This is a genomic window from Thalassovita sp. ABM4_323, assembly GCF_056158665.1.
In genome coordinates this window covers 1,738,113-1,763,093 of the sequence record NZ_JBSWTS010000007.1, presented here as the reverse complement: position 1 = coordinate 1,763,093, position 24,981 = coordinate 1,738,113, and the positions used below count along the sequence as shown (strand labels likewise).

The following is a 24,981-nucleotide window of genomic DNA, read 5'->3' as shown; positions in this document are numbered from 1 at the left end:
GTCCGGGCACCCATGTCAGGCACCCGGTTGTTTGATGTATCAAAGTGAAAACGGTTGGATCCGTGTCGCGCAGATCAGTTCATGGAGGCGCGGATTTCGCTCAGAATTCGGGTGAACCCGTCAAACTGAGCTTGCCGCGTGGCGTCCCCTTCGACCCAGGCGGCCTCGACACCGTCCAGGGCGGCCGCATAGGCATCCTGATCGGCCTGATCCAATGCAACCAGCACATTGCCCTCGGCACCCAAGGCGGCCTCGCGCAGGGCAAGGTTGGCGTCATACATGACCGTCCCGAACTTTTCAGCAAAAGCCGCACCGCTGTGGGTGTTGAAGGCCTGCTTGGCCGCATCCGACAGCTTGTTCCAGGTGGCGGAGTTGATCGGCAGGATCAACCCGACTGCCCCCATGGGGATTTCCATGTGGTTGGGCCCAACCTCGTCGATCCGGAACGCTTTGTAGCCGGAGTAATCGAACAAGGCAGCATCCATCGTGCCCCGGCTGATGCCTTCGGCCACGGCTGGTCCGCGCACATTGGGGACAGGCACGGCGCCCAAACGCACCAGGGCTTCGAGCTGCGCCTTGGCCACACCGCGGACGCGCAATCCTTTTAGTCCGGCCAACCCTTCAAGCGGCTTGGACGAATGGATCGAGTAGACATCGGTCGAAAACACGCCCAGCACCTTCACGCCATCGGGTGTTTCAATCAGGCCTTCGCGCATCGCGCGTTCCAACGCCAACGAGGCCTCTTTGGCGTTCAGCACCAGATTGGGGATGCTGGTGACGCCCCAGCCCGGCATGACACCCGCGGTATAGTCCGGCACGACAAAGGCGATATCGGCCACGCCGTCACGCACCAGTTTATATTGCTCGGCCGGGTTTCGCCCCAGCGTGCCGCCCTCGTACAGCTTGTAATCCAGCGTACCCTGACTGTCGGCGACAACGGCATCCAGCCAGGGGCGAATGACCCCCCGAACGACCGGAGCGTTCGGCGCGGCGAAATAGGCCACGCGCAACGTCACCTTGTCCGCCATCGCAGTGGTCGCGGTGAAAACACATAGCGCAGCAACCAGCGTCAGCATGCGCGAAAAGAGCCTTGAATGAACCATGGACTTTCCTCCCTCCATATTGGCTGAACGCGCTGCGCGCTCGGTCGGTCTTCTTTGGACCGGCAGCTTGGCGAACACGGACTTTGGTGGCCGTTGCAGCGTCGTTCACACCGAGCTTCGACCCTGTTTGCGAAAAAATCTTCGCTAATCTGAGCGACGTCCAAATTCTGGACGCGCCCAAATTAGATTTATTGAAATTATATTTCATAATTTGTTGTACCATTGCGAGTTTTCCCGTGCCATTCCCTGCACTTACCGACAGAAAAGCAAAAATCCGTAGCCCCTCCAGTCCTACTAATTCATCGATACCCTAATTTCACCACTGTTGACTTTTTTAAAACGCGATTCCATTTTTTGACAAAATCACTGGAGAGGAAGCATGTCTGAATTTGATGTTGTCATCGTTGGCGCGGGGCCGGCCGGTCTGGCTATCGCCGCGGATTTGGGGAAACGGGGGCGCCGATGTCTGGTGCTGGAACGGCGCACAGAGCCCACGAAACACCCGCGCGCCACGCTGCTGGGATCGCGCTCGATGGAGTATTACCGGCGCTTTGGATTGCAGGATAAGATCCTCGAGGCCGGCCTGCCGCTGGACTTTGACTATGACGTGATCTTTGCCACCACGATGAGCGGCCACGTCCTGCACCACTACAGTTCACCTTCGCCGAATGATCACTTTGCCATGGCGCGCGGCGACATGCCCGCAACCGAAGATTCCAAGGTCACCCCCTATTTCAAGGTTCAGGTCGGCCAGCATGCGGTTGAACCGGTCGTGCGGGATTTCGTGAAAAAGCTGCCAAACGTCGATCTGCGCTATGGCTGGGAAATGCGTGACTACGAGGACCACGGCGATCACGTTTCCGTCGAGGTCGGCGGCGTCGAAGCCATGGGCTCGACAACGGTCAAGGCCAAGTATCTGATCGCCTGTGACGGTGGCCGCAGCGCCGTGCGCACCAAGCTGGGCATCCCCTATACCGGGCGCGGCGCCATGCGGCGCAACATCAGCTTTCTGTTCCGGTCCAAGGATTTCCTGAAACACGCCAAAGTCGGACGCGGGAACCTGTATTTCCTGTTCACCCAGGGCAATTTCGGGGTGTTCACGATGATCGACGACAAGGATCTGTGGAACTACCAGCACTATGTTCTGGATGACGACGAAGACCTGGACAACATCAACCCCGAAGAAGAAATTCGCGCCGCGATGGGCTGTGATTTCGAGTTCGAAGTCCTGCGCACCATGCATTGGGCCCACCACCAGGCGGTCGCCAATGAATACCGGCGCGGCAATGTCTTCTTGGTGGGGGATTCAGCCCACCTGTTCTGCCCGACCGGCGGCGTTGGCATGAACACGGCGATCGGCGATGCCTTTGATCTTTCGTGGAAAATTGATGCGGTTCTGTCCGGTTGGGGCGGTGACACCCTGCTGGACAGCTACGAGGCGGAACGACGCCCGATTGCCTTCCGCAACACGATGACGGCCGCGTCGAACGCCGACCGGATCGACAGCATGATGCGCATGGCCCCCGAGGACATTGATGCGCCCGAAGCCGAGGAGAAACGCAAGGCACTGGAACCGCGCTTCAAATGGCTGTCCAAGCAGTTCCGCACGACCGGTCTGCATATCGGGTATCGCTATGCGGACTCGCCCATTGTTATCGCCGATGGTACCCCAGAGCCGCCGGATGATCCACGCATCGCCATCCAGACCACCTGGCCCGGCTTTCGCGCTCCGCATGCCTGGATCACCCAGGATCGCACCACGCTGGACAGCTTTGATGGCGACGGTTTCACCATCGTGACCACCGACACGGAGGCGGATGCGACTCCGCTGATCGAGGCGGCGGAATCAATGGGGATTCCGATCAAAAGCGAGGCCTTCACCGACACCTCTCTGCAAGAGCTGTACGAGCGCCGTTTCGTGCTGGTGCGGCCGGATGGGCACGTGTGTTGGCGCGGAAACGAGCTGCCAGAGGACCTGACCAAGGTGCTGGCAACTGTAACCGGCAATTGACATGGCCGGGACGAGCCTTCACGCAACTTCCATGACCAAACACAACAAAGGAGTCTTCCCCATGGGTCGCGGAACGCAAGAAGGGCAAAAAGACGACAGCGGCGCACAAGGTGGTGCCATCACGCTTAATCGAGGACTGACAGTTCTGTCCGCATTCACGCGCGAACAGCCTGACCTGTCCCTGATCGAGCTGGCCGAGCGCACAGGCATCAACAAGCCTACGCTGCTGCGGTTTCTCTCGTCCCTGCAATCTGTCAATCTGGTCTCGCAAAACGAGGCGGGCCTGTATCACATCGGGTCGTTCGCGCTGACACTGGCGGGGTTGTACCATGCCTCGGTCAGCGAGGACGATCTGATCCTAAGCGCCCTGACCAATCTTGCCAGCACAACAGGCGAGAGCGCGTCCTTCTCGATCCTGGAAGGGAAAAATCGTGTCGTCGCCTATCGGGTCCCGTCCAAGCACCGGATCCGTGACAATGTCGAAGTCGGCGACACTTTCCCCCTGGGGATCGGGGCACCGGGCCGGGTGCTGCAAGCCTTTACCTCTGATGCCTCCACCCCCCTGCTGGATGCCATCCGCACCGACATGTTTGCCCTGTCCAAAGACGAGGTCGAACTGGGTGCGGCGGCCGTTGCTGTTCCCGTTTTCAAGGGTCGCAAGATCGAAGCCGCCCTGGCGGTCACGGGCCCGACCAGCAGGATCAATGATGAACGCACCCCCGAGATCGCGTTGCTGTTGCTGGCCCAGGCCCGCGAGCTGACGCGGCGTATGGGGGGGGACTACACGATCATCCAAACCGCAATCACCCGTCTTGAAAACGCGCGGACGGTGAAAATCGAATAGACTCAGGAAAACACAATGAAAATAGCACGATACGACAACGGCCGGATTGGTCTGGTCGACGACAACATGGTCCGCGACGTGACAGACGCCGCTGGCATTGATCCCAAGGCATGGCCCCCGATGGGCCCGGTTGAACTGATCGCCGATTTTGAGGCACGCAAAGACGCCATTCTGGCAGCTGCGGCGGCTGCCCAGCCCGTGCCTTTGTCCTCGGTCAAGCTGATCACGCCTGTGCCCTGGCCCAACAAACTGATCGCGATCCCGGTGAACTATCACGCCCATGCGGTCGAAATGTCGTCCCCTGCTATTTCCAAGAACGCGGGTTTCTTTATCCTGAGCAGCTCTAGCCTGTCTGGTGCGGATGAACCCATCGAGCTGCCCGATCTGCCGGGCCGCAGCATGCATCACGAGGCCGAACTGGCCATCATCATTGGTAAACGTGGCCGCCATATTCCGCGCGAAGAGGCCCTGGACTATGTCTTTGGCTATTCTTGCCTTCTGGACATCACAGTGCGCGGCAAACAAGAGCGCGCCATCCGCAAATCCTATGACACGTTCACGCCGGTCGGTCCCTATATCGTCACCGCAGACGAGGTTGGGAATCCCGACAATCTGGACATTCGCCTGTGGGTGAATGACGAACTGCGCCAGGAAGCCAACACAGACGCCATGATCGTAGACGTGGCCGAAACCATTTCGATGTGTTCCTCGGTCATGACGCTGGAACCCGGCGACGTGATTGCCACCGGCACCTGCGAAGGCGTTGGCCCCGTCGTGCCCGGTGACACCGTTTCCATCGACATCGAACGCGTCGCGAGCATGTCCGTGCCGGTCACGCAAGGATCGGGCGGGCACAATATCGCGATCCCCAAAGAGGTTTAAAAGGAGGCCGTGATGACCAGACCAACCCCGCAAGATCTTGAAAAAATTGTCGAGCTGGACGTTCTGAACGACTCGCTGGACCCGTTGAATTTCCGTGCTGGCTGGAACAAGACCGAAGCGTCGCTTTGGCCCGAGCCCCGCACAGGATTCCTGCCCAACTTCTGGAGCTGGGACGAGGCCAAGGCGGGTCTCGACGCCGCCGGCCGACTGATCAGCGCCGAAAAAGCAGAGCGCAGAAACCTGTTCATGGTGAACCCAAAAGAGGGCAACACATACTCGACCGTGCGCACCCTGGTGACAGCGCATCAGATGATCCTTCCGGGCGAAACCGCGCGCTCGCATCGGCATTCGCCAAACGCGCTGCGTTTGGTTCTGGATGTTCCCGAGGGCGCCTACACGACCGTGAACGGAATCCGCGTGGACATGAAACAGAATGACGTGCTGCTGACGCCAGGAATGGCCTGGCACGGGCACGGAAACGAAGGGGATCGCCCTGGCTATTGGATTGATTTCCTGGATGTTCCCCTGGTGCACCTGCTGGAACCCATGTTCCTGGAAAACTGGAACGGCCTGCAACCGGCTGAATCGGTCGCCCGCCCGTCCGAGTTTGTGTTCAACTGGCAAGACACGCGCGCCAATCTGGATCTGGCCGCATGGGACAGCGCGGGCACGCGGAGTGTCGAGCTGGGTGCGCCTGCACTGCCCACGGTCAAGCTGGAGATGCTCGAGCTCAAACCCGGCGCAAGACCGACTGTAAAATCGACCTGCAACCAGATTTTTGTGGGCATCGAAGGCTCCGGCACTGCCACTGTCGACGGACAGCAATTCAACTGGGCCCGTGGCGACGTCTTCTGTGTGCCAAGCTGGAAAACGCTGTCTCATGGCAAATCCGATCAAGGGATCCTGTTCCGCGTTTCAGACACGCCCGTGTTCGAAAAGCTTGGGTTTGATCGGCACGAGGTTGAATAACCCGCTGGCCTGAAACACCAAAGCCGTGCCGCATTTCCACCTGCGGCACGGCTTTGGTCCTTTTGGGCCTCTGATTGGGCGCGGGCGGCCTCAGACCGCGCTGAACCCGCCATCGACCGTGTAGACCGATCCGGTCACGAATGTCGCCCGATCGCTCAGCATCCAGCTCACGACTTCGGCCACCTCGTCGGGCTGGCCCCAGCGGCTTAGGGGAACCCGATCTATAATCTTTTGATTCCGTTGTGTTTCTTTCCGAATTCCGCCCGTCATTTCGGTTTCGATCAGGCCAGGCGCCACGGCGTTTACCCGCACCCCATCCTCGGCCCAGGCCGCCGCCAAGGCGCGCGTCAACTGCGCAACGCCCCCCTTCGAGGCACAATAGGCCGGCAGATGCCCGCCTCCGACAAAGCTAAAGACCGAGGCCAAATTCACCACAACGCCCGTGCCCGCAGGAAACCCGCGTTTTGCGGCCAGACAGCACCGCATCGTACCGCTCAGGTTGACATCAATCACCCGTTCGAACGCGTCCATCGCCTGTTCTTGGTTTGGCAGCGCGATACCGGCACAATTCACCAGCGCCTCTATGGGGCCGATGTCGTCGAATACGGCATCAACATTGACCGTATCACTGACATCGATCTGCCGGGCCTCTATCCCCGGGGTCAGATCAAGGTCCCACGCCTCGATGGGCTGCAAATCCGCTGCGATAACGTGCCAGCCCTCGTCCCGGAGCATCCCACAGACCGCAGCGCCGATCCCTCTTGCGGCGCCCGTTACGACCACGCGTTTCTTGCCATTGTTCATGTCATATTCTTTCGTTTTCTGTGACTTACGCGATTTTTTGGGCTCAGAGTTTGATCCACGCGGACTTGAGATTGGTGAACTTGTCGAGCGCGTGCAAAGACCGATCGTACCCGTTTCCGGACTGGCCGTGCCCCCCAAGCGGCACCGTCAGATCCGCGCCCCCATAGGTGTTCACATGAACCACGCCAGCCCGGATCTGGCGGACCATTCGGTGTGCTTTGGACAGGTCCGCCGTCCAGACCGCCGAGGCCAGGCCGAACTCTGTGCTATTCGCGATGCGAACGGCGTCTTCCTCGTTCTTGAATGGGATGACGGACAGAATGGGACCAAAGACTTCGTCACAGGCCAACCTGCTGCTGGGCGCAACATTGTCGAAAATCGTCGGCGCCATGTAGTATCCGCCGCTTTTGGCATTGGTCTGCGCCCCTCCGGTTCGCAAGTCCGCGCCATCCGCAACGGCTCCGGCGGCATATGCCAGGTTTTTTGACAGCTGCGCCGCTGAATTCACCGCCCCCATCTGAGTGGTCAAATCCAGGGGATCCCCCAGTTTCAACCCTTGCGCACAGGCCACAAGTTTTTCGACAAACGCGGCCTGGATGCTTTCCTGAACCAGCAATCGCGACCCAGAGACACAGACCTGCCCGGAATTGCGAAAAATCCCCAAACACGACACCATGGCAGCGGCGTCCAGATCGGCGGCGTCTGAGAACACGATATTTGGCGACTTGCCCCCCAGCTCAAGATACACGCGTTTCAGGTTCGAGGCGGCCGAGTATTCCAGCAGACGCCGCCCAACGCCCCCCGAGCCGGTGAAGGTCAAGACATCGACATCCATATGCAGGCCCAACGCCTCGCCCGATTTCCCGCCCTGTCCGGTCACGACGTTCAGCACGCCCTCGGGCAGGCCGGCCTCAAGACAGATCGCAGCCAGCTTCAGCAAGGTCAGCGATGCGGTTTCTGCGGGTTTCAAAACCACGGAATTGCCCACAGAAAGGGCCGCTGCCAGCTTCCAAGCACCTATCATCAAAGGAAAATTCCAAGGCACGATTGCCCCGACCACGCCGATGGCTTCTCGGTGAACAAGGGCCAGGACGTCCTCAGATGTTGGGGCGATTTGCCCATACATCTTATCGATCGCCTCGGCGTAATATCGGAACGTTGCGGCGGCTGATCCTGGTTCTGCATTATAGGAAAACGCAATCTCGGTGCCGTTGTCCCTGGATCCAAGAACCGCAAGATCAACCTGATCACGCTCGATCAGATCAGCGATGCGGTTCAAAACCTTCTTTCTATGCAAGGGGGCCGCGCGCGACCAGACACCCGAGTCAAAGGCCGCCCGGGCAGAGGTCACCGCCAGGTCCACATCTGCCGCACCAGCGTCGGCGATGGTTGTCAGGGCGTGTCCATTGATGGGAGATTCAACATCCAAAGTCGCCCCATCGCGCGACGAGACCCAGTCGCCGCCGATCAACAGGCTCCCTTTCGCGACCGGATCGTTTCGGATCAAATCGACTTGTTCTTGCGTTATCACTTTGTCCGCTCCGTATGGCACTCGGTTGGGGTTTCGGGGGCTGCACGCCAGATTATTTGCGGATGTCGAACCCCTCATAACCGGCGGCGACGATCTTCTCGCAATGGGCTTTGAAGGCCGGGAATCCGCCGACATAAGGCAGGAAGACGCGTGGTTTTCCGGGAACATTCGACCCGTTGTACCAGCTGTCCGAGTTGTTATAGAGCGCAGCATCGGCCAGTTCGTTCACGTGCTCGACCCAATCATTTTCAGCCTTTTGCGTGGCTTCGATCGAGCTCGCACCCTGCCCAGTCATGTCCTCAATGCAATCGCTGAGCCATTCCACATGCTGCTCGATCGAGCGCAACACATTGGTAAAGACCGAAGGGCTGCCGGGCCCGGTCACGATGAACATATTCGGGAACCCCGCGCTCATCACGCCCAGATAGGCGCGCGCTCCGTCTTCCCATTTGTCTTTCAGCTTCAGCCCGTTGCGACCTTGTATATCAATCTTGGCAATTGCACCGGTGATGGCGTCAAAACCGGTGGCACAGACAACGGCGTCCAGCGGGTAAGTCGCATTCTCGGTCTCGATCCCGTCTTCGTTGAACCGTTTGATCGGGTCGGATTTCACATCAATCAACGATACATTCTGTTGATTGAACGTGTCGTAATACCCGGTGTCCAGACAGAGCCGTTTGGTGGCGATCATATGAGAAGGCGTCAGCCGTTCGGCCACATCCGGATCGGTGACCAGTTCGCCAATCTTGGTGCGCACGAACCGGGCAAGAACCTCGTTGGACTGGGCATTGTACAGCGCATCATTGAATGCATATTGGAACTGAAACGCGCCGCCATGTTGCCAGCGTGCCTCTAGGATATCCTCTTGTTCTTCGGGGCTAAATTCCATCGCGGACTTGCCCGTTGCGGCATCTACGGTCAGCGCCCCACGCGATTCCAGGGCGCGTTTGCGCACGTCCTTGTAGCCAGCTTTGATCTGCGCCTTTTCCTCTGGGCTGTAGGGCCGGTTTCGGGCTGGAATCGAATAGCTGGGGGTGCGCTGAAAAACGCTCAGGTGCTCGGCTTGCTGCGCCAGGATCGGGATGGCCTGAATGCCCGACGACCCGGTTCCGATGACCCCGACATGTTTCCCGGCCAGATTTACCTCTTCATGGGGCCAAAAGCCCGTGTGATAGAGGTCACCCTTGAACTGATCCAGACCCTCAAACTCGGGCAACTTGGCCGCTGACAGGCATCCGGTCGCCAGAACCATGTAAGTGCTTGTCACGCTTTCGGATGTCGGGGTGTCGCCGTTCTGGCCGGTTTCAACCTCGATGGTCCAGATGCTGAGGGTTTCGTCATAGCGGGCCGCGCAGACTTTCGTTGCGAACTGAATGTCCGCGCGCAGATCAAACCGATCCGCGACGTGCTTTGCATAGTCCAGAATCTCGGGCTGCGTCGCATATCGCTCGGACCAGTCCCAATCCTGCTCCAGCTCTGGCGAAAACGAGTAGCTGTATTCGTAGCTTTCGACATCGCAGCGGCAACCGGGGTATCGGTTCCAGTACCACGTGCCTCCGACATCCTCGCCGGTTTCGAACACGCGCACGCGCAGGCCCAGGGCGCGTAGTTTGTGCAGGGCGTACATGCCAGCGAACCCGGCCCCTACCACAACGACATCGTAGTCAGTTGACGACATTCAACTTTCTCCTTGAATTGGTATTCAGTTACGCGTTGGATTGCGCGCTAAGCTTCGGTTTCGGCTTGGTGTGTCGCGTGCTGAAAGGGTGTCATCCCCCTCACCAGAACGATCAGATACCCGGCGGCCACACAGGCCACGGCGCCGCAGATCATCGAGTTTTCAGTGAACCAGATCGACACCAGCGCAACGATCACGCTGGCCACAAGCGAGGGCACGGCCTTCCAAGAGACGAACCCATGCACCAAGCCCAGATGGCAGATCGCGTGCGACAGCAGCAGCCCCGACAGGGACATCAGGACAATCGAATTCAGGATCTCGGAAAAACTGCCCTGCATCAGCAAGGCGGGGTTCACGGCAAAAACAAAAGGAAGCAGGAAGGATGATGATCCCAGTGCCAATCCCGCAAACCCCGACTTCCACATAGAGGCCCGCGCAATACCCGCCGCCACATAGGATGCAATCGCCACGGGAGGTGTCAGCATCGAGGCAAGGCCGAAATACAGCACGAACATATGTGCCGACAAAGCGGATACGCCCATCCGCTCAAGTGCAGGCGCCAACAGCACAGACACAACGACATAGACCGCCGCCGTCGGCATCCCCAATCCCAGCAAAATGGCCAGCAGCGCCGTGGTGATCAGCATGGGCAACAGCCCAAGAGTTTCGCCGATGCCGCCCAGCGACAGGGTGATATTGAACCCAAGCCCGGACAGGTTCATCACGCCGATGACGATTCCGGCAGCCGCGCCGATCAGCATCAGTGGCAACAGCGACCGGCCCGCGCCGACGAAGAACTCGATCACAAAGGCCGGTTTCAGCGCGGCCCGATTCACGATCAGCACCGGAATGACATTGGAAAACGCCGCGATGAGCGCACTTTTCGAGGCGTTGTATTGCAGCCCAAACAGCAGGAATACCAGCACGACGATGGGCAAAACGAAAACCCACCCGGTTTTGAATACGCTCAGCAGGCGGGGCTGCGCTTCGTCGCTGGGCCGAATATTGGGCGACAGGCGAGCATAGAAATCCACCTGTGCAAACACCGTAAGGTAATACAGAAAGGCCGGAAGCGCCGCAGCAAGCGCAACCTCGCTATAGGGGATCTGCAAGAATTCGGCGATCAGGAAAGCGGTCGCCCCCATTACCGGTGGCGCCAGCTGCCCCCCGTTCGAGGCCACGGCCTCGACTCCGGCGGCCACATGCGGCGGAAAGCCGATCCGCTTCATCAACGGGATGGTCATCACCCCGGTCGAGAGGATGTTTCCAACCGCCGTTCCGTTGATCATCCCCATCAGCGAACTGGCCGTCACCGCGACCTTGGCGGGGCCACCGCGTTTGCGCCCGAAAAGCGCCAGGCTGATATCGTTGAAAAACTGCGTTGCACCGCTTTGACCCATCAATTGGCCCAGGGCGATGAATGCCAGAACCATGCCCCCGACGACTTGCAGGACGATCCCCAGCACCGCGTTGGTGTCAGAGAACAGATACATCAACAGCCGGTCCGGCTTGACATAGGTGCCCTCGAATTGCCCGGGGGCGTGATGGCCGAAAACACCGTACAGGCCCACCAGACCGATCAAGACGGCGATCCCCATACCGGCGGCCCGACGCAGGGAATCCCATAACAGCACCAGTCCGATCGCCGCTGGGATCAGCTTGTCCAGGCCGCGCGTCCCGGCGGTGTACATCCAGGCCTCGACATTGATCGCGCAGACAAACCAAGCCCACATCGCCAGGCCACCCAAGGCAATTTCAAGGGCGCCCGGTTTTTCCCTGAAAGGATAGACCAGATAGGCCGCCGCGATGCTCAGCCCGACCACAACCGCCAGATAGGACGGTTGCAGAATGGGCCAGCCCAGGTGAATCGGAACATCAAAGACCCACAAGAGCCCAAGTATCATTGGCGCGGCCAACAGCATGTCGCGGTACGCGAGCATCAAGCGGTTCATTCCGGAGATACCTTTTAACGTAGGTTACTTGAGACGCGACAGGAGCTCTTGCTGACGGGCTTCGGCCTCGTCGCTCCATTGCCCGACCGATTTGAAATGCGCGACCGCACCCTCGTGATAGGGCGCAGACATCGCTGCCGCATCCACGAACTGATCTGCCTGAACGGTGCGCAGAAATCCGAACTGCTCTTGCAGTTTGGGCCAGTTTTTCTGAAGCGCGTTCAGCATTTCGGCGACATGTTCGGGCGTTTCATGCGTGCTGGAATACAAAACCAGCTCCAGAGCGAAGACCGTTTTGTCCACGTCCACACCCGGCATGGTGCCCGCCTTGACGCGTACCAGCGTCAACCCAGGGGCTTTGCTGCTGAGAAATTCCTGATTGGCGTTGGGACCGGTGATTTCCAGAAAGTTCACGCCGCCCGGGACGGTCGCGTTTGCTTCTTGCATCATCGCGACGGGCAAGGCCATCGGGGCTGAATCCACGGTGCCATCTACGGCCGCTTTCACGCCCTGAGGCAACGCGGCAACATCGACCTGCTCGACCTCGTCCACGGACACGCCCCCGGCTTCCAGAAGAAATTCGTTGGTTTCTTTCAGCGAAACCGCGGCGCGAATATCGACAACCACGCGTTTGCCCTTGAGATCAGAAACGGTTTTCAGGCCTGAATTCTTGTGAACGAAATAGCCATAGGGCAGACGCCACAGCCGCGCCACGGTGCGCAGCTCTTGCATCGGAGCGGTGTTTTCAGTGCCAGCAAGATCCAGACCCAACGCATAGGTCGTGGTCATGGCCAGCGTCAGATCTCCGCTGTTCAGCAAGGGCGAGTAGACCGCGTTCCCGGCATAAGGCTGCGCGGTTGTGCGCGCGCCCAACTCGCTAACGAATACTTCTGCCATCGCGTTCCCGACAGCATTCATCGCCGTGCCAACCGGCTGTGTCGCGATGGTGATTTGCTTTGGGCCAGCCACAGCAACGACAGGCAGCAAGCAACATGCCAGCGCCGCACCTACTAGTTTCTTGCTCAGCATTTGCAGTCCCCTCCCTCGGATTGTCTCATTATGCGAACTTCTGTCTTACTATTCTAGCATCCCTTCACCTGTCAACCGCGAACAAAAACCCAAATCAACAGCCCAATATAACTCCATTTATTCCTATTTTTTATCATATACGCGAGAATCACCGCGATTTTCGGAAATGAATCCGATCTTTCCCGAAAATGTCTTTGTCTCATTTTTCGAATCTTTGTCACTCTTTTGTTGACCACCCTGAGACCCTATTCTATGAAAATCACCCAACGGAGATTCTTATGGCCCTCACCGCATCCACACCCGCAGCCCCCGCTGAAGAGCAAAACTCAAAAGTCAGCTCCGTCGCGCGTGCCTGCTCAATTCTCCGCGCGTTCACCCCCGACCAGAGCGCGTTGACCGCCGCCGAACTGATCGAAAAGACGCGCATCAATCGGGCCACCCTGTATCGGCTGCTCAGCACGCTTGAGGATTGTGGGTTCGTCGTATCTGACGGAGACCCGCTGCAATTCCGGCTAGGCACTGCGGTCGCAGGCATGGCGGACGCCTGGAACTCCAGCTTTGATATTGTCGACTTTGCCCGCAATCCGATGCACGACCTGTGGCAGAGAACCCAGGAAACCATCGTGCTGTTCGCGCCTGATGGGATGGAGCGTGTCTGCCTTCTTGAAATGGCAAGCCCGCAGGCGCTGACGTTCCGGCGAAAGGTCGGGCACCGGGATTCGATGATCCTTGGGGCCACTGGGCGCGCGATCCTGGCCTATTCGAACGTCAGCCTTGAAAGAATCGCCCAGGAATGCGCCACCGTTGGCCGCTCCTATGCCGAGATCACCAGCGATCTGGAGAAGATTACCGAACAGGGATTTGCGGCCAGCTCGAACGAGCTGATCATCGGCGCGACGGCGATTTCGGCGCCCGTGTTTCGACGGGGTGGGGTCGTTGTTGGCTCGGTCGGCATTCTGGCCCCGGAAGCACGCCAAACCGGCGGCGTCTTTAAAGCCAACCTGAAGATGCTCCGCCAGACGGCCCTGGAAATTTCCGACGCGCTTGGCTGCGGGCGCGACGAATACCTGGCCCGCACGACCGAAGGACAAAGGCCGTGACAGTAAAACAGGCAGGTTCCACACACCGCGCCCGGACATCGCAGGGCCTTGACCCGTCCGCGCGGGCGTTGCTGGACACCCTAGCCGAGCTGGGGCGCCCACCCGTTGAGACTCAGACCCCCGAAGACGCCCGCGCGGCGATGATTGCCGGTCAGCAGTTTCTCAGCCCGGATGGCCCCGATCTGGCGCGTGTCACAGACGACACTGTTCAAATCGATGATCACGAAGTGCGGTTTCGCCACTATATCGGCGGGGACCAACGGGCCGAATTGGCCCCGGCGGTTCTGTTCTTTCACGGCGGCGGTTGGGTTCTGGGCAACCTGGATACGCATGACTGGATTTGCAAACAGATTGCCCATCAGGCGCGGTGCCATGTCATAGCGCTTGATTACCGATGCGCGCCAGAAGCCAAGTTTCCCGCAGCGCTGAATGACTGCGCCGCGTTTGCGGATTGGCTGTTCAGCCATGCCCGTGCGCGGGGGATTGACGCAACCAAGCTGGTCGTCGCCGGGGACAGCGCGGGCGGGAACCTGGCGGCGGTCGTCAGCCAGCTTAGGGCGGACAAATCTGAAACTGGTTTCTGCGCGCAGATGCTGTTCTATCCGGTTGTGGATATCAGCCACGAGCATCCGTCGTATCAACGCAATGCCGAGGGATATTTTCTGACCGCCCAGACCATGCGCTGGTTCATTTCTCAGTATGTCAGCCCGGATTGCGAGCGCAGCGATCCTCGAGTGTCGCCCCTCTGCGCGCCGGATTTGTCGGACTCGCCCCGGACATTGATTGTGACCGCAGGGTTTGACCCGTTGTGTGACGAAGGTCTGGCCTATGCCACCAAGCTTGCCCAATCCGGCGTGGACGTCACGCATCGTCATCTGCCGCATCAGATTCACGCCTTTCTCAGCATGAGCAGGCATCTGCCCGATGCCTCTGCCGTTTTGGCAGAGGTCGCCGATTTCTTACGACACACTTGGGAATTGTAACAAAAGGACCAACTCAAAATGGACTTTGACTATATCGTCGTCGGTTCCGGTTCCGCCGGAAGCGTTCTTGCCGCTCGTCTTAGTGAACGGCCGCGCACAAAGGTTTTGCTGCTCGAGGCAGGCCCGAAAGACAATGACATCTGGGTCCATATTCCCATTGGTTTTGGCAAACGGTTTAACTCGGACAAGGTCAACTGGACCTTCAGCAGCGAACCGACGCAGGCCACGGCAGGCCGGCGCGTCGCGTTGCCTCGGGGGCGGGTGCTTGGCGGTTCCAGCTCGGTCAACGGGCATATGGTGACCCGTGGCCTTCCGCAGGATTATGATGACTGGGCCGCATTGGGAAATCCCGGCTGGTCCTACCAAGACCTGCTGCCCAGCTTTCGCAAAATCGAAAGCGCAGCAGGGTTTGACCACCCAAGCCGGGGTCATTCGGGACCGATCCCGGTCGAGATCAGCCCCGACCTGCCCGAGCTGTCGCAAACGGTGATCGACGCCAGCGCCGCCTGCGGCATTCCCTTCAATCAGGATTACAATGATGGCGAGATGTCCGGCATCGGCTATGTGCAGCGCGCTATTTTAAAGGGTTTGCGCTTCAGCACTGCCAAAGCCTATCTGAAACCCGCGCTTAAACGCTCAAACCTAACCGTCGTGACCTCGGCTCAGGTCGAACGGGTATGTTTTCAAGGCACCCGAGCCACTGGCGTCGAATATACCCACAAAGGGCAGAAATGCGTCGCCAATGCCGCAGCCGAGGTGATCCTGAGCGCGGGGGCGATTGGCTCGCCTCAGCTGCTGGAACTCTCGGGGATCGGGCAGGCACAGCGCCTTCAGAACCTGGGGATCGACGTCGTCCTGAATAGCCCCGGTGTGGGTGAGAACCTGCAGGATCACTATCTTGGCAGATGCGCCTGGCATCTTTCCAAACCGGTCACCTTCAACGAACGCTCGCGCGGGGTGCGGCTGGTGCAGGAAGTCTTGAAATACGGGTTAAGGCGGCGCGGCCTTATGACAGCGGCTGCGGGTCATCTGGTCATTTTCACCAAGACGAACCCCGATCTGGATCGCCCGGATCTCGAGCTCATCATGACGCCGTTCAGCATCACCCAGGACGACGCCCAAGAGAAACTGGACGATCGTCCCGGCTTTATGATGACATCGATCCCGCTGCGACCCGAAAGCCGTGGGGACTCGCATATTCAGTCGGCTGATCCTCGGCAGGCCCCCGCCATACAGCCCAACTTTCTGCTGGACGAGCGCGACCAACAGGTCACGATCCAGGGCATGCGCCTGGCGCGAAAGATTGCTCAGGCCGCCCCCTTTGCCCCGCTGGCCAGCACCGAAGTCTGGCCCGGCAATGAGGCGCAGACAGACCTTGAGCTACTGCAATATATCAAGCGAACGGGCCGCAGCGTGCACCATGCGTGCGGCACGTGCCGGATGGGACCGGCCAGCGAGGTCGGCAAAGCGGTCGTTGACGCCGATCTTAGGGTTTACGGCGTGCAGGGCCTACGGGTCGTGGATGCCTCGATCATGCCGAACCTCATGTCCGGCCACACCAATTTCCCGACAATCGCCATTGCAGAACACGCGGTGCAGAAGATCAGATAGCCCGGGGGGCCAGTCCTGCCCCTAGGCTTTCCAGGTTTCAACACCCCCCTGCAAGGTCAGTACAACCGCGACATCGCCGATTTGCTCGGCCTCCAGTGTTTCCAGATCGGCATCCAGTACAACGACGTCGGCCTGGTATCCGGGGGCCAGCTGGCCGCGGATGTTCTCTTCGAAACCGGTATAGGCGCCAGCCGAGGTGTAGCTTTCAAGCGCCTCCATCAACGAGCAGCGATTGTCCGGGCAGGACGGCGAGAACCCCTTGCGCGTTAGGGCGGCCTGAATGTTGCGCATCGGATTGAGGTCGGCCACGGGCCAGTCGGACGCGAACGGGATCGGCGCCCCGACACCGCGCAGCGCGCGCGCAGGAAAGGCGTTGACCCAGCGATCCGGCCCCACGCGTGAACGCCAGGGTTCCTCGGGGAAATCCATCGATCCGGGCGGATGCGAGGGCTGCATCGAGGCGATCACCCCCAGGCTATGCACACGGTCAATATCCTGCGGGTGCACCAGCTCCAGATGTTCGATCCGGTGGCGGCTGTCACGCGCGCCATTTTCTTTGCGCGCAGCCTCGTAGCCATCCAGCACCTGGCGCACTGCGGCATCCCCGATGGCATGCACTGCGATCTGGAATCCGTTTCGATCAGCCTCGATCGCGATCTGGTTGAACCGTTCGGCGTCGTGCAAGGGTTCGCCGCGCGTGCCCGGAATATCCGCGTAATCCTCAAGCAAATAGGCCGTTCCGCTGTCGATCACCCCATCCATGAAGACTTTGACCCGCTTCGAAGACAAAAGATCCGAGCTGAAATCCGCGCGCATCTGGATCGCGTCTTGCAGGGCCGAGATCGGTTTGTCCGGGGTCATATGAAACGGAACATCAACGCGGCACAGCAACCGGCCCTGTGTTTCCAGCTCTTGCAGCAGTTCCAGCTGATAGCGATTGCCATCCATGTTGTGCAACGAGGTAAATCCAAAGGACGCGCAGTATTCCAGCCCGCGCTGCATGACCTCAAGATCGCTGGCCCACTGCGCCGGGGTGGGTTTGGTCGCCGGCTCCAGCCCTTGCATCCCAAGCGTTTCCCGACCGCCTGACGTGCGCAGATCAAACACCGGCGCCATGGCCTGGCTTTCCTGCAATTCACCACTGGCCAGCCCGTCGGCGCCCATGACGATTTCATTCCCCACCGGCAAAGCGCGTCCGTGCAAAATCCCTGCCTTTTCCAACCCAATAGAATTGGTCCAGGCCGTGTGGTGATCCGGTGCGATCAACATCACCGGGCGATCCGCCAGCGCGGCATCCAGAATCTTACGCGGAGGCACATCGCCCGCGAACAGGTTATAGTCCGCCGCCTTGCAGATCAGCAGCCCTTCGGCGGGATTTGCTTCGGCATAGGCGCGCAGCTTTTGCGCCAGTTGATCCGCGGTTTGCACCTCGTCCAGCTGCAACAGTTGCAGCCCATAGGCCCCGGCAAACAGATGCAGATGAGATTCCACGAAGCCCGGCAAAACGGTGTTGCCCTGCGCATCAAATCGGCGGGTTTCTGGCCCGGCCAGTTCCTGGATGTCGGCCAAATCGCCGACGGCTGCGATTTTGCCATCCAGAATAGCCACGGCTTGCGCGGTTGGCGCGGCCGGGTTCATCGTCAGAACCCTGGCGTTCTCGAGTATCAGGTCTGGGGCCATCGGATCAGTCCTTTGGCGTTGGTTTGCGCGTGACCGAGCCATCCGCAAATATCAGGTTGCACATGACAGTGAATTTCTCGGTCAGTTCAGCGCGCAGATCCTCCAGGCCCAGATCTTCGTTTTTGATCAAGGTAAAGAAGGACATGTTCCAGCAGGAATGAAAGATGCGCACCAGGTCGGTCATGTCGGGGGCCTGCGGCGCCAGGAACCGGAACTCGTAGCGGCCCAGCAAATTGGCGAGCGCCGCGATCAAGCGCGCCTCCATCGCCATATAGTCCTTGGCCAGTTGGGTGTCTGGATGACGGATGGTGGCGGCCTCGGCAAAGCGCCAGATACGGCGCGGGGCAATCGCCAGCGTCGCGGTCGTGACCTGACAGAATATGTCGACCATGTTGTCCACCAACGGGGCGTCCAGGCGCATTTCAGCCAGTACAGCGCGGTCATCATAGGCCTTGGACACGCCCTCGCTGATGATCGCCAGCAGGATCGCCTCTTTCGAGCCGAAATAATTCACCACCGTAGGGACTGACACACCGACCTCTCCGGCGATATCCGCCATCGTTGTCGATTCGATCCCCCTTGATCCGAACAGCTGTTTAGAGGCCTCCAGCAGCTCTTGGCGCCGCTTCAGCTTCTTACGTTCACGTAGTCCCGTTTCTTCGGGTTTCAGTTCTTGAGCATCCATGCCGTGTGCCGTATCCAAATTTTTGTATGGCTATAATTTTTGCTTGACTATAATTTTTTGTCAACACCAATATTAACGAAATCGCACGGCAATTGATGGCCGCGACTCGGGCAATAGGTCGTAAAAACAATGACTTGCGAATCTGTTGCTGCATTGCCGGACATCGGCAATGGCGCGCGCTTGAAAGCCGGGTTGGGATAACAACAAGGAAAACAGGGGTGAACATGCACCACAAAACAACAACATGTGCCCGAAAAACGGGCATGATTTCGTCAGAGCTGTATTACTGGCACGACACGCAGAATTGGTGCGGATTGGTGCCGCCTTCGCTGGTGCTGCAACCCGGCGAGCATTTCGAAAATGCCGAGACCAAGCGCCGGATGCAGAACCTGATGCAAGCCACCGGCCTGTGGCCCCATCTGACCCATATCGAGCCCTTCGCAGCCACGGACGACATCATCGGCATGGTGCACCCGCAGAGCCATATCGATCACCTGCAATCCGTCTGCGCCGCTGGCGGGGGCGATGCGGGGCAGCTGACCCCGGTGGGCGGTGCCAGTTTGGATATCGCGCGCCTGGCGGTTGGCGGGGTGATCAACGCTTTTGATGCGGTGATGCAGGGCGAGGTAGACAATGCCTATGTGCTGTGCCGTCCGCCGGGGCACCACGCCCTGCCCGACCTGGCCATGGGTTTCTGCCTGTTCGCCAATGCCGCCATCGGGATCAAGCACGTCCAGAAAACCTATGGGCTGGAACGCATCGCCGTGGTGGATTGGGACGTGCACCATGGCAATGGCACCGAGGCGATTTTCCTGGACGATGACTCGGTCCTGACCATTTCGCTGCACCAGACGAACCTGTTCCCGCCGGCCTCTGGCGGGACCGAGGTTAAAGGTGCCGGCAATTCAAATCTGAACATCCCGTTGCCTCCCGGCAGTGGATCAGGGGCTTACCGCGCTGCCTTCGAGACCCTCGTGATGCCCGCGCTGAATGACTTCCAGCCCGAGCTGATCGTGATCCCCTCGGGGTTTGACGCCTCGGCCCTTGATCCACTTGGGATGCAGATGCTGTGCTCTGAGGACTATCGCTGGATGACCCGGCAATTGCTGAGCATTGCCGATACCCACGCCAAGGGCCGGATCGTGGCAACGCACGAGGGCGGATATTCCGCTGTCTACGTCCCCTATTGCGGGCAGGCGGTGGTCGAGGAACTGGCGGGCGTATCCACCCCCTTCCCCGATGAATTCTGCGAACACATCAACAACTACGGCGGGCAAGACCTAAGCCGAGATCAGGCGGACGCCATCGAGCACGCGCGCGCTGCGTATTTCGACACAAAATAAAACAGGGAGAGACGTAATGTCTAAACACACCAACCAAACCCCCACCCGGCGTGGGTTTCTAAAGGGCGTCGGGATGACGGCCGGATCGGCGGCCATGCTGACCGGTCTGAACCAAAGCGCCCAGGCGCAATCCTCGGATCCGGTGGTCATCGGCTGCCCGGCCCCGCTGACCGGCATCGTCGCGGCGGATGGCATCGAATTTCAGCGCGGACTGCAAATGGCGGCGGATGAAATCAACCAGATGGGCGGCATTCTGGGGCGCCCGATCGAGCTGGTCTTTGTGGATACAGAAAGCAAGGGCGATGACGTGGTCATCCAGGCGGCGCAACGTCTGATCGACAAGGACAACGCCAGCGCTCTGATCACCGGGTATAACCTGGAAACCGGCACCGCGCTGCATGATGTGGCCGCCGATGCGGGCATCATCGCGATGCACTCGAACACGGGCGTGATCCATGACGAGCTGATCAAATCCGATCCCGACCGGTTCTGGGGCACCATCCAATATGACCCGCCCGAGACCATGTATGGCGACGGTGTCCTGAAATTTGTTGCTGATCTGGAAGCGGCCGGAGATTTCACCCGCCCCAACAACAAGATCGCGCTGATCACCAGCCCCGGCACCTATTCGGTCAACATCGCGAACGCGATTTAGGCCGGGGCTGCGGCCTATGGCTATGAGGTATCGCTGTATGAAACCGTGACGGCCCCGGTCTCGGATTGGGGACCGACGCTGGCAAAACTGCGGGCCGATGCGCCTGCTCTGATCGCGATCACGCATTTTTATCCGCAGGATCAGGCGCAGTTCATGAACCAGTTCATGACCAACCCCACCAACAGCCTGGTCTATCTGCAATATGGCGCGTCGCTGGCGGCGTTCCGTGACATTGCGGGCGATAACTCGGTTGGGGCGATCTATGCCACCGTCATCGGGGCCCTGCAGGACGAGATCGGCACCAACTTCGCCGAGGCCTATAAGGCACGGTTTGGTGACACGGCCTCGCCCAATGGCGGCGGGCAAACCTATCAGGCGTTGCAAGCCTATGCACTGGCCGCGGCCTTGGCTGGTGGTCCCGGTGCCCCCTACGAAGAGGAGCAGAACCGCGCCGTTGCGGATCGTCTGAAATCGCTGATTTATCGCGGGCCAATGGGCACCATGCGCATCCGTCCGGACACACAATCGGCCTATAGCTATCCAACCGAGACCAACGACCCAAGCCTGGGCATGCCGCATATCTTTAGCCAGATCCATGACAAGACCAAGGACGGCGTTCTGGTCGCTCCGGATCCCTACAAGAAGGCCGCGTTCAAAATGCCCCCATGGATGAAGGCCTAAATCACAAAATGAGCAATGATTCAGAAATCATTCTCGAGTGCCGTAGCGTGACCAAACGCTACGGCGCTCTTGCGGCTGTGGACACGATGGATTTCGATGTCCAGCAAGGCGAGGTGATCGGCATCGGCGGCCCGAACGGGGCCGGCAAGACCACGTTCTTTGATCTGATCACCGGGCTGACCCCGGTCACCGAGGGCACGATCAGGTTTCGTGATCAGGATGTCGTGGGCACTGCACCGCATCAGCTGTGTCATCTGGGCATGGCGCGGACGTTTCAGCTAAACTCGGGGTTTGACCAGATGAGCGTGTTTGAAAACGTGTTGGCGGCGCGGGTCTTTGGCCGTCACAGCGCGGGCGGTTGGGTGCTGACCCGGCGCGCCGACAAACAGGCGGCGATGCAGGTACTGGACGACATCGGCCTGGCAGACATCGCACAAGACCCCGTGGCGGGCATTCCGGTGCTGGCCCGTAAAAAGCTGATGGTGGCCACGGCGCTGGTCAACCAACCCGAGATCTTGCTGCTGGACGAACCCGTGGGCGGGCTAACCCCGCCTGAAATTGACGAATTCATCGCGCTGATGCTGGACCTGAAATCGCGCGGCATGACCCTGATATTCATCGAGCACGTCATGCGCTTTGTCACCTCGGTCGCCGACCGGGCGCTGATCATGCACCAGGGCAAGACGATTTATGACGCAACCCCTGCCGGATTGGCCTCGGATAAGATGGTGTCCGAAGTCTACCTTGGCAGCTCGGGCCTGGGAGGCGCAGCATGAGCCTGTTGACATGTGAAAACCTGGTCTCTGGCTATCTGAACCGCCCGGTGCTGCATGGCATTTCGCTGGACGTGCCGGAAAAGGGGGTGGTCGCGCTGATTGGCCCGAACGGTCATGGCAAAACCACGCTTTTGCGGACGCTGTCGGGGCTGCTGCCCACACGCGACGGGGCCCTGCAATTTGACGGGCAGGACATCTCCAAAGCCTCGGTTTTCAAACGCGTCCAAAGTGGCCTGATCCATGTCCCGCAGGGCGATCAGCTGTTCACGGAAATGACGGTCGAAGAGAACCTGCTGATGGGGGCGTATCTGTGTGCGGATACCGCCGAGGTCGCCCGCCGTCTGGCAGAGGTATACCAGCTGTTCCCCAAACTGGGCGAGCGACGCAATCAATTGGCCAGCGGCCTGTCTGGCGGCGAGCGGCGCATGGTCGGCATCGGGCGCGGCCTGATGGCGAACGTGAAACTGCTGATGCTGGATGAACCCTCGCTGGGGCTGGCGCCGCTGGTGATCGAACAGATCTACGCCGCCCTGCAACAACTGCGCGAGCGCGGCCTGTCCATTCTGATCATCGAGGAAAACCCGGGCCGCCTGCTGCATTTCGCGGACAGCCTGTGCCTGATGGATGCCGGGCACATCGTCTGGAGCGGCGCCACCGCCGAAGCCGCGAATTCCGCGGATATCCTGAAAACCTATCTAGGAGGACACTGAAGCATGGATGCTCTTGTCCAGATACTTGTGACGGGCCTGACCATGGGGGCCATGTATGCGCTGGCCTCGGTCGGCTTGTCGCTGATTTTCGGAACCCTGGGCATGTTCAACATGGCCCATGGGTTGTTCATGACGCTGGGGGGCTATGTTGCCTACTCGGTTGCGACGGCCTTTGGCATTCCGCTGGTGATCGGCATTCTGGTGGCCATGCTGGCCGGTGCCGTAGTGGGGATCGTGACCCATCTGGTGATCGTGCGCTTTATGCTGGGAACGGCCGATTTTGGCACGAATGTCATGGTGGCCACGGCCGGGCTGGGCATTCTGATCGAGGATCTGCTGCTGAAAACCTATGGCGGCTACCCCTACCCGCAACCGCTAAAGCTGGACGGCTTTACCAGCGTTGCGGGCATCACGGTGACCTATCAGGCGATGGTGATCTTTGTGGTGGCGCTGGTTCTGATCCTTGCGCTGGCCTGGCTGCTGATGAAAACCCGCTTTGGCCGCGCCATCCGCGCCACCGCACTGAACCGAGAAGCCGCGATGCTGATGGGCGTCAAGGCTGACACGGTGTTCCTGCAAGTCATGGCCCTGGCCGGGGCGCTGGCGGGCGCGGCAGGCTTGATGATCTCGACCATGACAACGCTGTCGCCACAAATGGGCGGAGACCCGTTGCTCAAGGCCTTCGTGATCTGTGTGGTCGCCGGTCTGGGCAATATCTGGGGCGCGGGCCTCAGCGCCTTTGCCCTGGCCCTGATGGAGGCCGGCTTTGCCTATTATTTCGGGGTGCGTTTTGCATTCCCGACCATGTTGATGCTGGTGGTTCTGGTGCTGATCTGGCGCCCGCAAGGCCTGTTTGGCAAAGAAAGAGTGGTGCGCCTATGAAACGGTATGACGAACTGACCAAGCATTTGCTGATCGGGGTCCTGATCATCGTCAGCTTTGCGATTTTGCCGCTGTTTATCACGCAGCGCTATCTTCTGGGCGAGGTCATCGTGTTCTTTATCTGGGCGATGGTGGCGCTGAACTGGAACCTGCTGATGGGGCATGCGGGCGTGTTTTCGCTGGCGCAGATGCTGTTCTTTGCCGTGGGGGCCTACGGCGTCGCGATGGGGGCGACATTCGCGCAGATGTCGGTGTGGGCGGCGATCCCGATTGCGGCGGTTGCCTCGGCCGCGCTGGCATTGATCATCGGTATGGCCTGTTTGCGCCTGACCGGCGCCTATGTCGCGCTGCTGACCTATGCCATCGCCGAAATGATCCACGTGCTGATTATCACCGAAACCGAGTGCTTCACCCAGGTGCGCGGCGCCTGTCAGCAGCTGTTCGGCGGGGCCACCGGGTTCTCGCGGTTCCAGGATTTCGGGTTCCGCCCCTTGCTGAAGGGCCAGTGGGTTCTGGGGCATTATTTCGTAGTTCTGGGCGCCTTTGCGGTGACGATCCTGGCCTCGGTGGTGATCATCCACGGGCGTCTGGGTCTGGCGTTTCGCGCGATCCGAGACAACGTAGGCTATGCCAGCAGCCGCGGGATTGACCGGCGCAAATACCAGACCGCCGCCTTCGCCCTGTCGGCCTTGCTGACCGGATTGGCGGGCGGTGTCTACGCGGCGCATTTCCGCTTTGCCGGGCCCAGCCTGTTCGAGTTTTCAACGCTGATGTACATTCTGGCGATGGTCGTCGTGGGCGGCGCGGGCTCGACCTGGGGGCCGATCATCGGCGCAGGCGTGATGATGGTGGTTGTCGAACTTTCCAAGGAAATGGGCGACGCGCGCAACCTGGTCCTGGGCGTCTCGCTGATCGTCTTTGTGGTCATCCTGCCCAAGGGCTTGGCCCAGCTTCCGGCAAAGTTGCGAAAAACCAGCCTGCGGCTTCCGTCTCGGACGTGAAATGACCTTGGCCGAGGGTCGCCGCCATCGCGCCCCTCGGCTCTCCTCTGAAATCTGTTTGCCGGGCGGAC

22 protein-coding genes are annotated in these 24,981 nt (G+C 59.7%); 14 read left to right on the top strand and 8 right to left on the bottom strand.

What is annotated here, in order from left to right; genetic code table 11:
* Window positions 1-74 precede the first annotated feature (74 nt).
* Window positions 75-1,103 (bottom strand): TRAP transporter substrate-binding protein DctP, encoded by a 1,029-nt coding sequence (dctP, locus tag ACXADQ_RS11170; RefSeq protein ID WP_475320358.1) that lies wholly within the window; start codon window positions 1,101-1,103, stop codon window positions 75-77.
* Window positions 1,104-1,482: 379 nt separating this feature from the next.
* On the opposite strand from dctP, the gene ACXADQ_RS11165 reads away from it, so the two are divergent.
* The 4 genes from ACXADQ_RS11165 to ACXADQ_RS11150 all read left to right on the top strand — a co-directional run bounded on the left by ACXADQ_RS11165 (window position 1,483) and on the right by ACXADQ_RS11150 (window position 5,809).
* The gene (locus tag ACXADQ_RS11165; protein WP_475320357.1) at window positions 1,483-3,114 is read left to right on the top strand and encodes an FAD-dependent monooxygenase; all 1,632 of its coding nucleotides are present in this window, start codon (window positions 1,483-1,485) and stop codon (window positions 3,112-3,114) included.
* Window positions 3,115-3,175: 61 nt separating this feature from the next.
* Complete coding sequence (locus ACXADQ_RS11160; RefSeq protein ID WP_475320356.1) at window positions 3,176-3,958, top strand: IclR family transcriptional regulator; 783 nt, start codon at window positions 3,176-3,178, stop codon at window positions 3,956-3,958.
* A 15-nt stretch (window positions 3,959-3,973) separates the two neighbouring features.
* The gene (locus ACXADQ_RS11155; protein WP_475320355.1) at window positions 3,974-4,840 is read left to right on the top strand and encodes a fumarylacetoacetate hydrolase family protein; all 867 of its coding nucleotides are present in this window, start codon (window positions 3,974-3,976) and stop codon (window positions 4,838-4,840) included.
* Window positions 4,841-4,852: 12 nt separating this feature from the next.
* Window positions 4,853-5,809 carry a cupin domain-containing protein gene (locus ACXADQ_RS11150; RefSeq protein ID WP_475320354.1) on the top strand — a complete coding sequence of 319 codons (957 nt, stop codon included), beginning with the start codon at window positions 4,853-4,855 and terminating at the stop codon, window positions 5,807-5,809.
* Window positions 5,810-5,899: 90 nt separating this feature from the next.
* Here ACXADQ_RS11150 and ACXADQ_RS11145 read toward each other — a convergent pair whose 3' ends face one another.
* From ACXADQ_RS11145 to ACXADQ_RS11125, 5 genes are read right to left on the bottom strand one after another with little or no spacing between them, the layout of a single operon-like run.
* Complete coding sequence (locus ACXADQ_RS11145) at window positions 5,900-6,613, bottom strand: SDR family NAD(P)-dependent oxidoreductase (protein WP_475320352.1); 714 nt, start codon at window positions 6,611-6,613, stop codon at window positions 5,900-5,902.
* Window positions 6,614-6,656: 43 nt separating this feature from the next.
* Window positions 6,657-8,141 (bottom strand): aldehyde dehydrogenase family protein, encoded by a 1,485-nt coding sequence (locus tag ACXADQ_RS11140; RefSeq protein ID WP_475326071.1) that lies wholly within the window; start codon window positions 8,139-8,141, stop codon window positions 6,657-6,659.
* A 55-nt stretch (window positions 8,142-8,196) separates the two neighbouring features.
* A complete protein-coding gene (locus ACXADQ_RS11135) occupies window positions 8,197-9,822 on the bottom strand; it encodes a flavin-containing monooxygenase (protein WP_475320350.1) in 1,626 nt (541 codons plus the stop codon).
* 47 nt (window positions 9,823-9,869) lie between these two features.
* A complete protein-coding gene (locus ACXADQ_RS11130) occupies window positions 9,870-11,762 on the bottom strand; it encodes a TRAP transporter permease (protein WP_475320346.1) in 1,893 nt (630 codons plus the stop codon).
* Window positions 11,763-11,798: 36 nt separating this feature from the next.
* Entirely contained in the window at window positions 11,799-12,803 is a 1,005-nt protein-coding gene (locus tag ACXADQ_RS11125) for a TAXI family TRAP transporter solute-binding subunit (protein ID WP_475320343.1), read from the bottom strand.
* Window positions 12,804-13,081: 278 nt separating this feature from the next.
* Here ACXADQ_RS11125 and ACXADQ_RS11120 point away from each other — a divergent pair, with 278 nt between their 5' ends.
* Genes ACXADQ_RS11120 through ACXADQ_RS11110 form a run of 3 tightly spaced genes read left to right on the top strand, consistent with a single transcriptional unit; the run spans window position 13,082 to window position 16,497 of the window.
* Entirely contained in the window at window positions 13,082-13,903 is an 822-nt protein-coding gene (locus ACXADQ_RS11120; protein WP_475320339.1) for an IclR family transcriptional regulator, read from the top strand.
* Complete coding sequence (locus ACXADQ_RS11115) at window positions 13,900-14,886, top strand: alpha/beta hydrolase (protein ID WP_475320336.1); 987 nt, start codon at window positions 13,900-13,902, stop codon at window positions 14,884-14,886. Before ACXADQ_RS11120 ends, ACXADQ_RS11115 begins: the two co-directional genes overlap by 4 nt.
* An 18-nt stretch (window positions 14,887-14,904) precedes the next feature.
* Window positions 14,905-16,497: a GMC family oxidoreductase gene (locus ACXADQ_RS11110; RefSeq protein ID WP_475320333.1), complete on the top strand. Its 1,593-nt coding sequence runs from the start codon at window positions 14,905-14,907 to the stop codon at window positions 16,495-16,497.
* A 21-nt stretch (window positions 16,498-16,518) separates the two neighbouring features.
* Here ACXADQ_RS11110 and ACXADQ_RS11105 read toward each other — a convergent pair whose 3' ends face one another.
* On the bottom strand, window positions 16,519-18,177 hold the full coding sequence (locus tag ACXADQ_RS11105; RefSeq protein WP_475320330.1) for an amidohydrolase: 1,659 nt from the start codon (window positions 18,175-18,177) through the stop codon (window positions 16,519-16,521).
* A 4-nt stretch (window positions 18,178-18,181) separates the two neighbouring features.
* A complete protein-coding gene (locus ACXADQ_RS11100) occupies window positions 18,182-18,862 on the bottom strand; it encodes a TetR/AcrR family transcriptional regulator (RefSeq protein ID WP_475320326.1) in 681 nt (226 codons plus the stop codon).
* Window positions 18,863-19,086: 224 nt separating this feature from the next.
* Between ACXADQ_RS11100 and ACXADQ_RS11095 the strand changes: the two genes are divergently transcribed.
* Genes ACXADQ_RS11095 through ACXADQ_RS11065 form a run of 7 tightly spaced genes read left to right on the top strand, consistent with a single transcriptional unit; the run spans window position 19,087 to window position 24,910 of the window.
* Complete coding sequence (locus tag ACXADQ_RS11095) at window positions 19,087-20,205, top strand: class II histone deacetylase (RefSeq protein ID WP_475320323.1); 1,119 nt, start codon at window positions 19,087-19,089, stop codon at window positions 20,203-20,205.
* 16 nt (window positions 20,206-20,221) lie between these two features.
* Window positions 20,222-20,860 (top strand): ABC transporter substrate-binding protein, encoded by a 639-nt coding sequence (locus tag ACXADQ_RS11090; RefSeq protein ID WP_475320320.1) that lies wholly within the window; start codon window positions 20,222-20,224, stop codon window positions 20,858-20,860.
* A 45-nt stretch (window positions 20,861-20,905) separates the two neighbouring features.
* Complete coding sequence (locus ACXADQ_RS11085) at window positions 20,906-21,541, top strand: hypothetical protein (RefSeq protein WP_475320317.1); 636 nt, start codon at window positions 20,906-20,908, stop codon at window positions 21,539-21,541.
* 8 nt (window positions 21,542-21,549) lie between these two features.
* A complete protein-coding gene (locus ACXADQ_RS11080; protein WP_475320313.1) occupies window positions 21,550-22,317 on the top strand; it encodes an ABC transporter ATP-binding protein in 768 nt (255 codons plus the stop codon).
* A complete protein-coding gene (locus tag ACXADQ_RS11075) occupies window positions 22,314-23,027 on the top strand; it encodes an ABC transporter ATP-binding protein (protein WP_475320308.1) in 714 nt (237 codons plus the stop codon). The genes ACXADQ_RS11080 and ACXADQ_RS11075 overlap by 4 nt, the downstream gene beginning before the upstream one ends.
* A gap of 3 nt (window positions 23,028-23,030) precedes the next feature.
* Entirely contained in the window at window positions 23,031-23,909 is an 879-nt protein-coding gene (locus ACXADQ_RS11070; RefSeq protein ID WP_475320304.1) for a branched-chain amino acid ABC transporter permease, read from the top strand.
* A complete protein-coding gene (locus ACXADQ_RS11065; RefSeq protein WP_475320301.1) occupies window positions 23,906-24,910 on the top strand; it encodes a branched-chain amino acid ABC transporter permease in 1,005 nt (334 codons plus the stop codon). Before ACXADQ_RS11070 ends, ACXADQ_RS11065 begins: the two co-directional genes overlap by 4 nt.
* Window positions 24,911-24,981 lie beyond the last annotated feature (71 nt).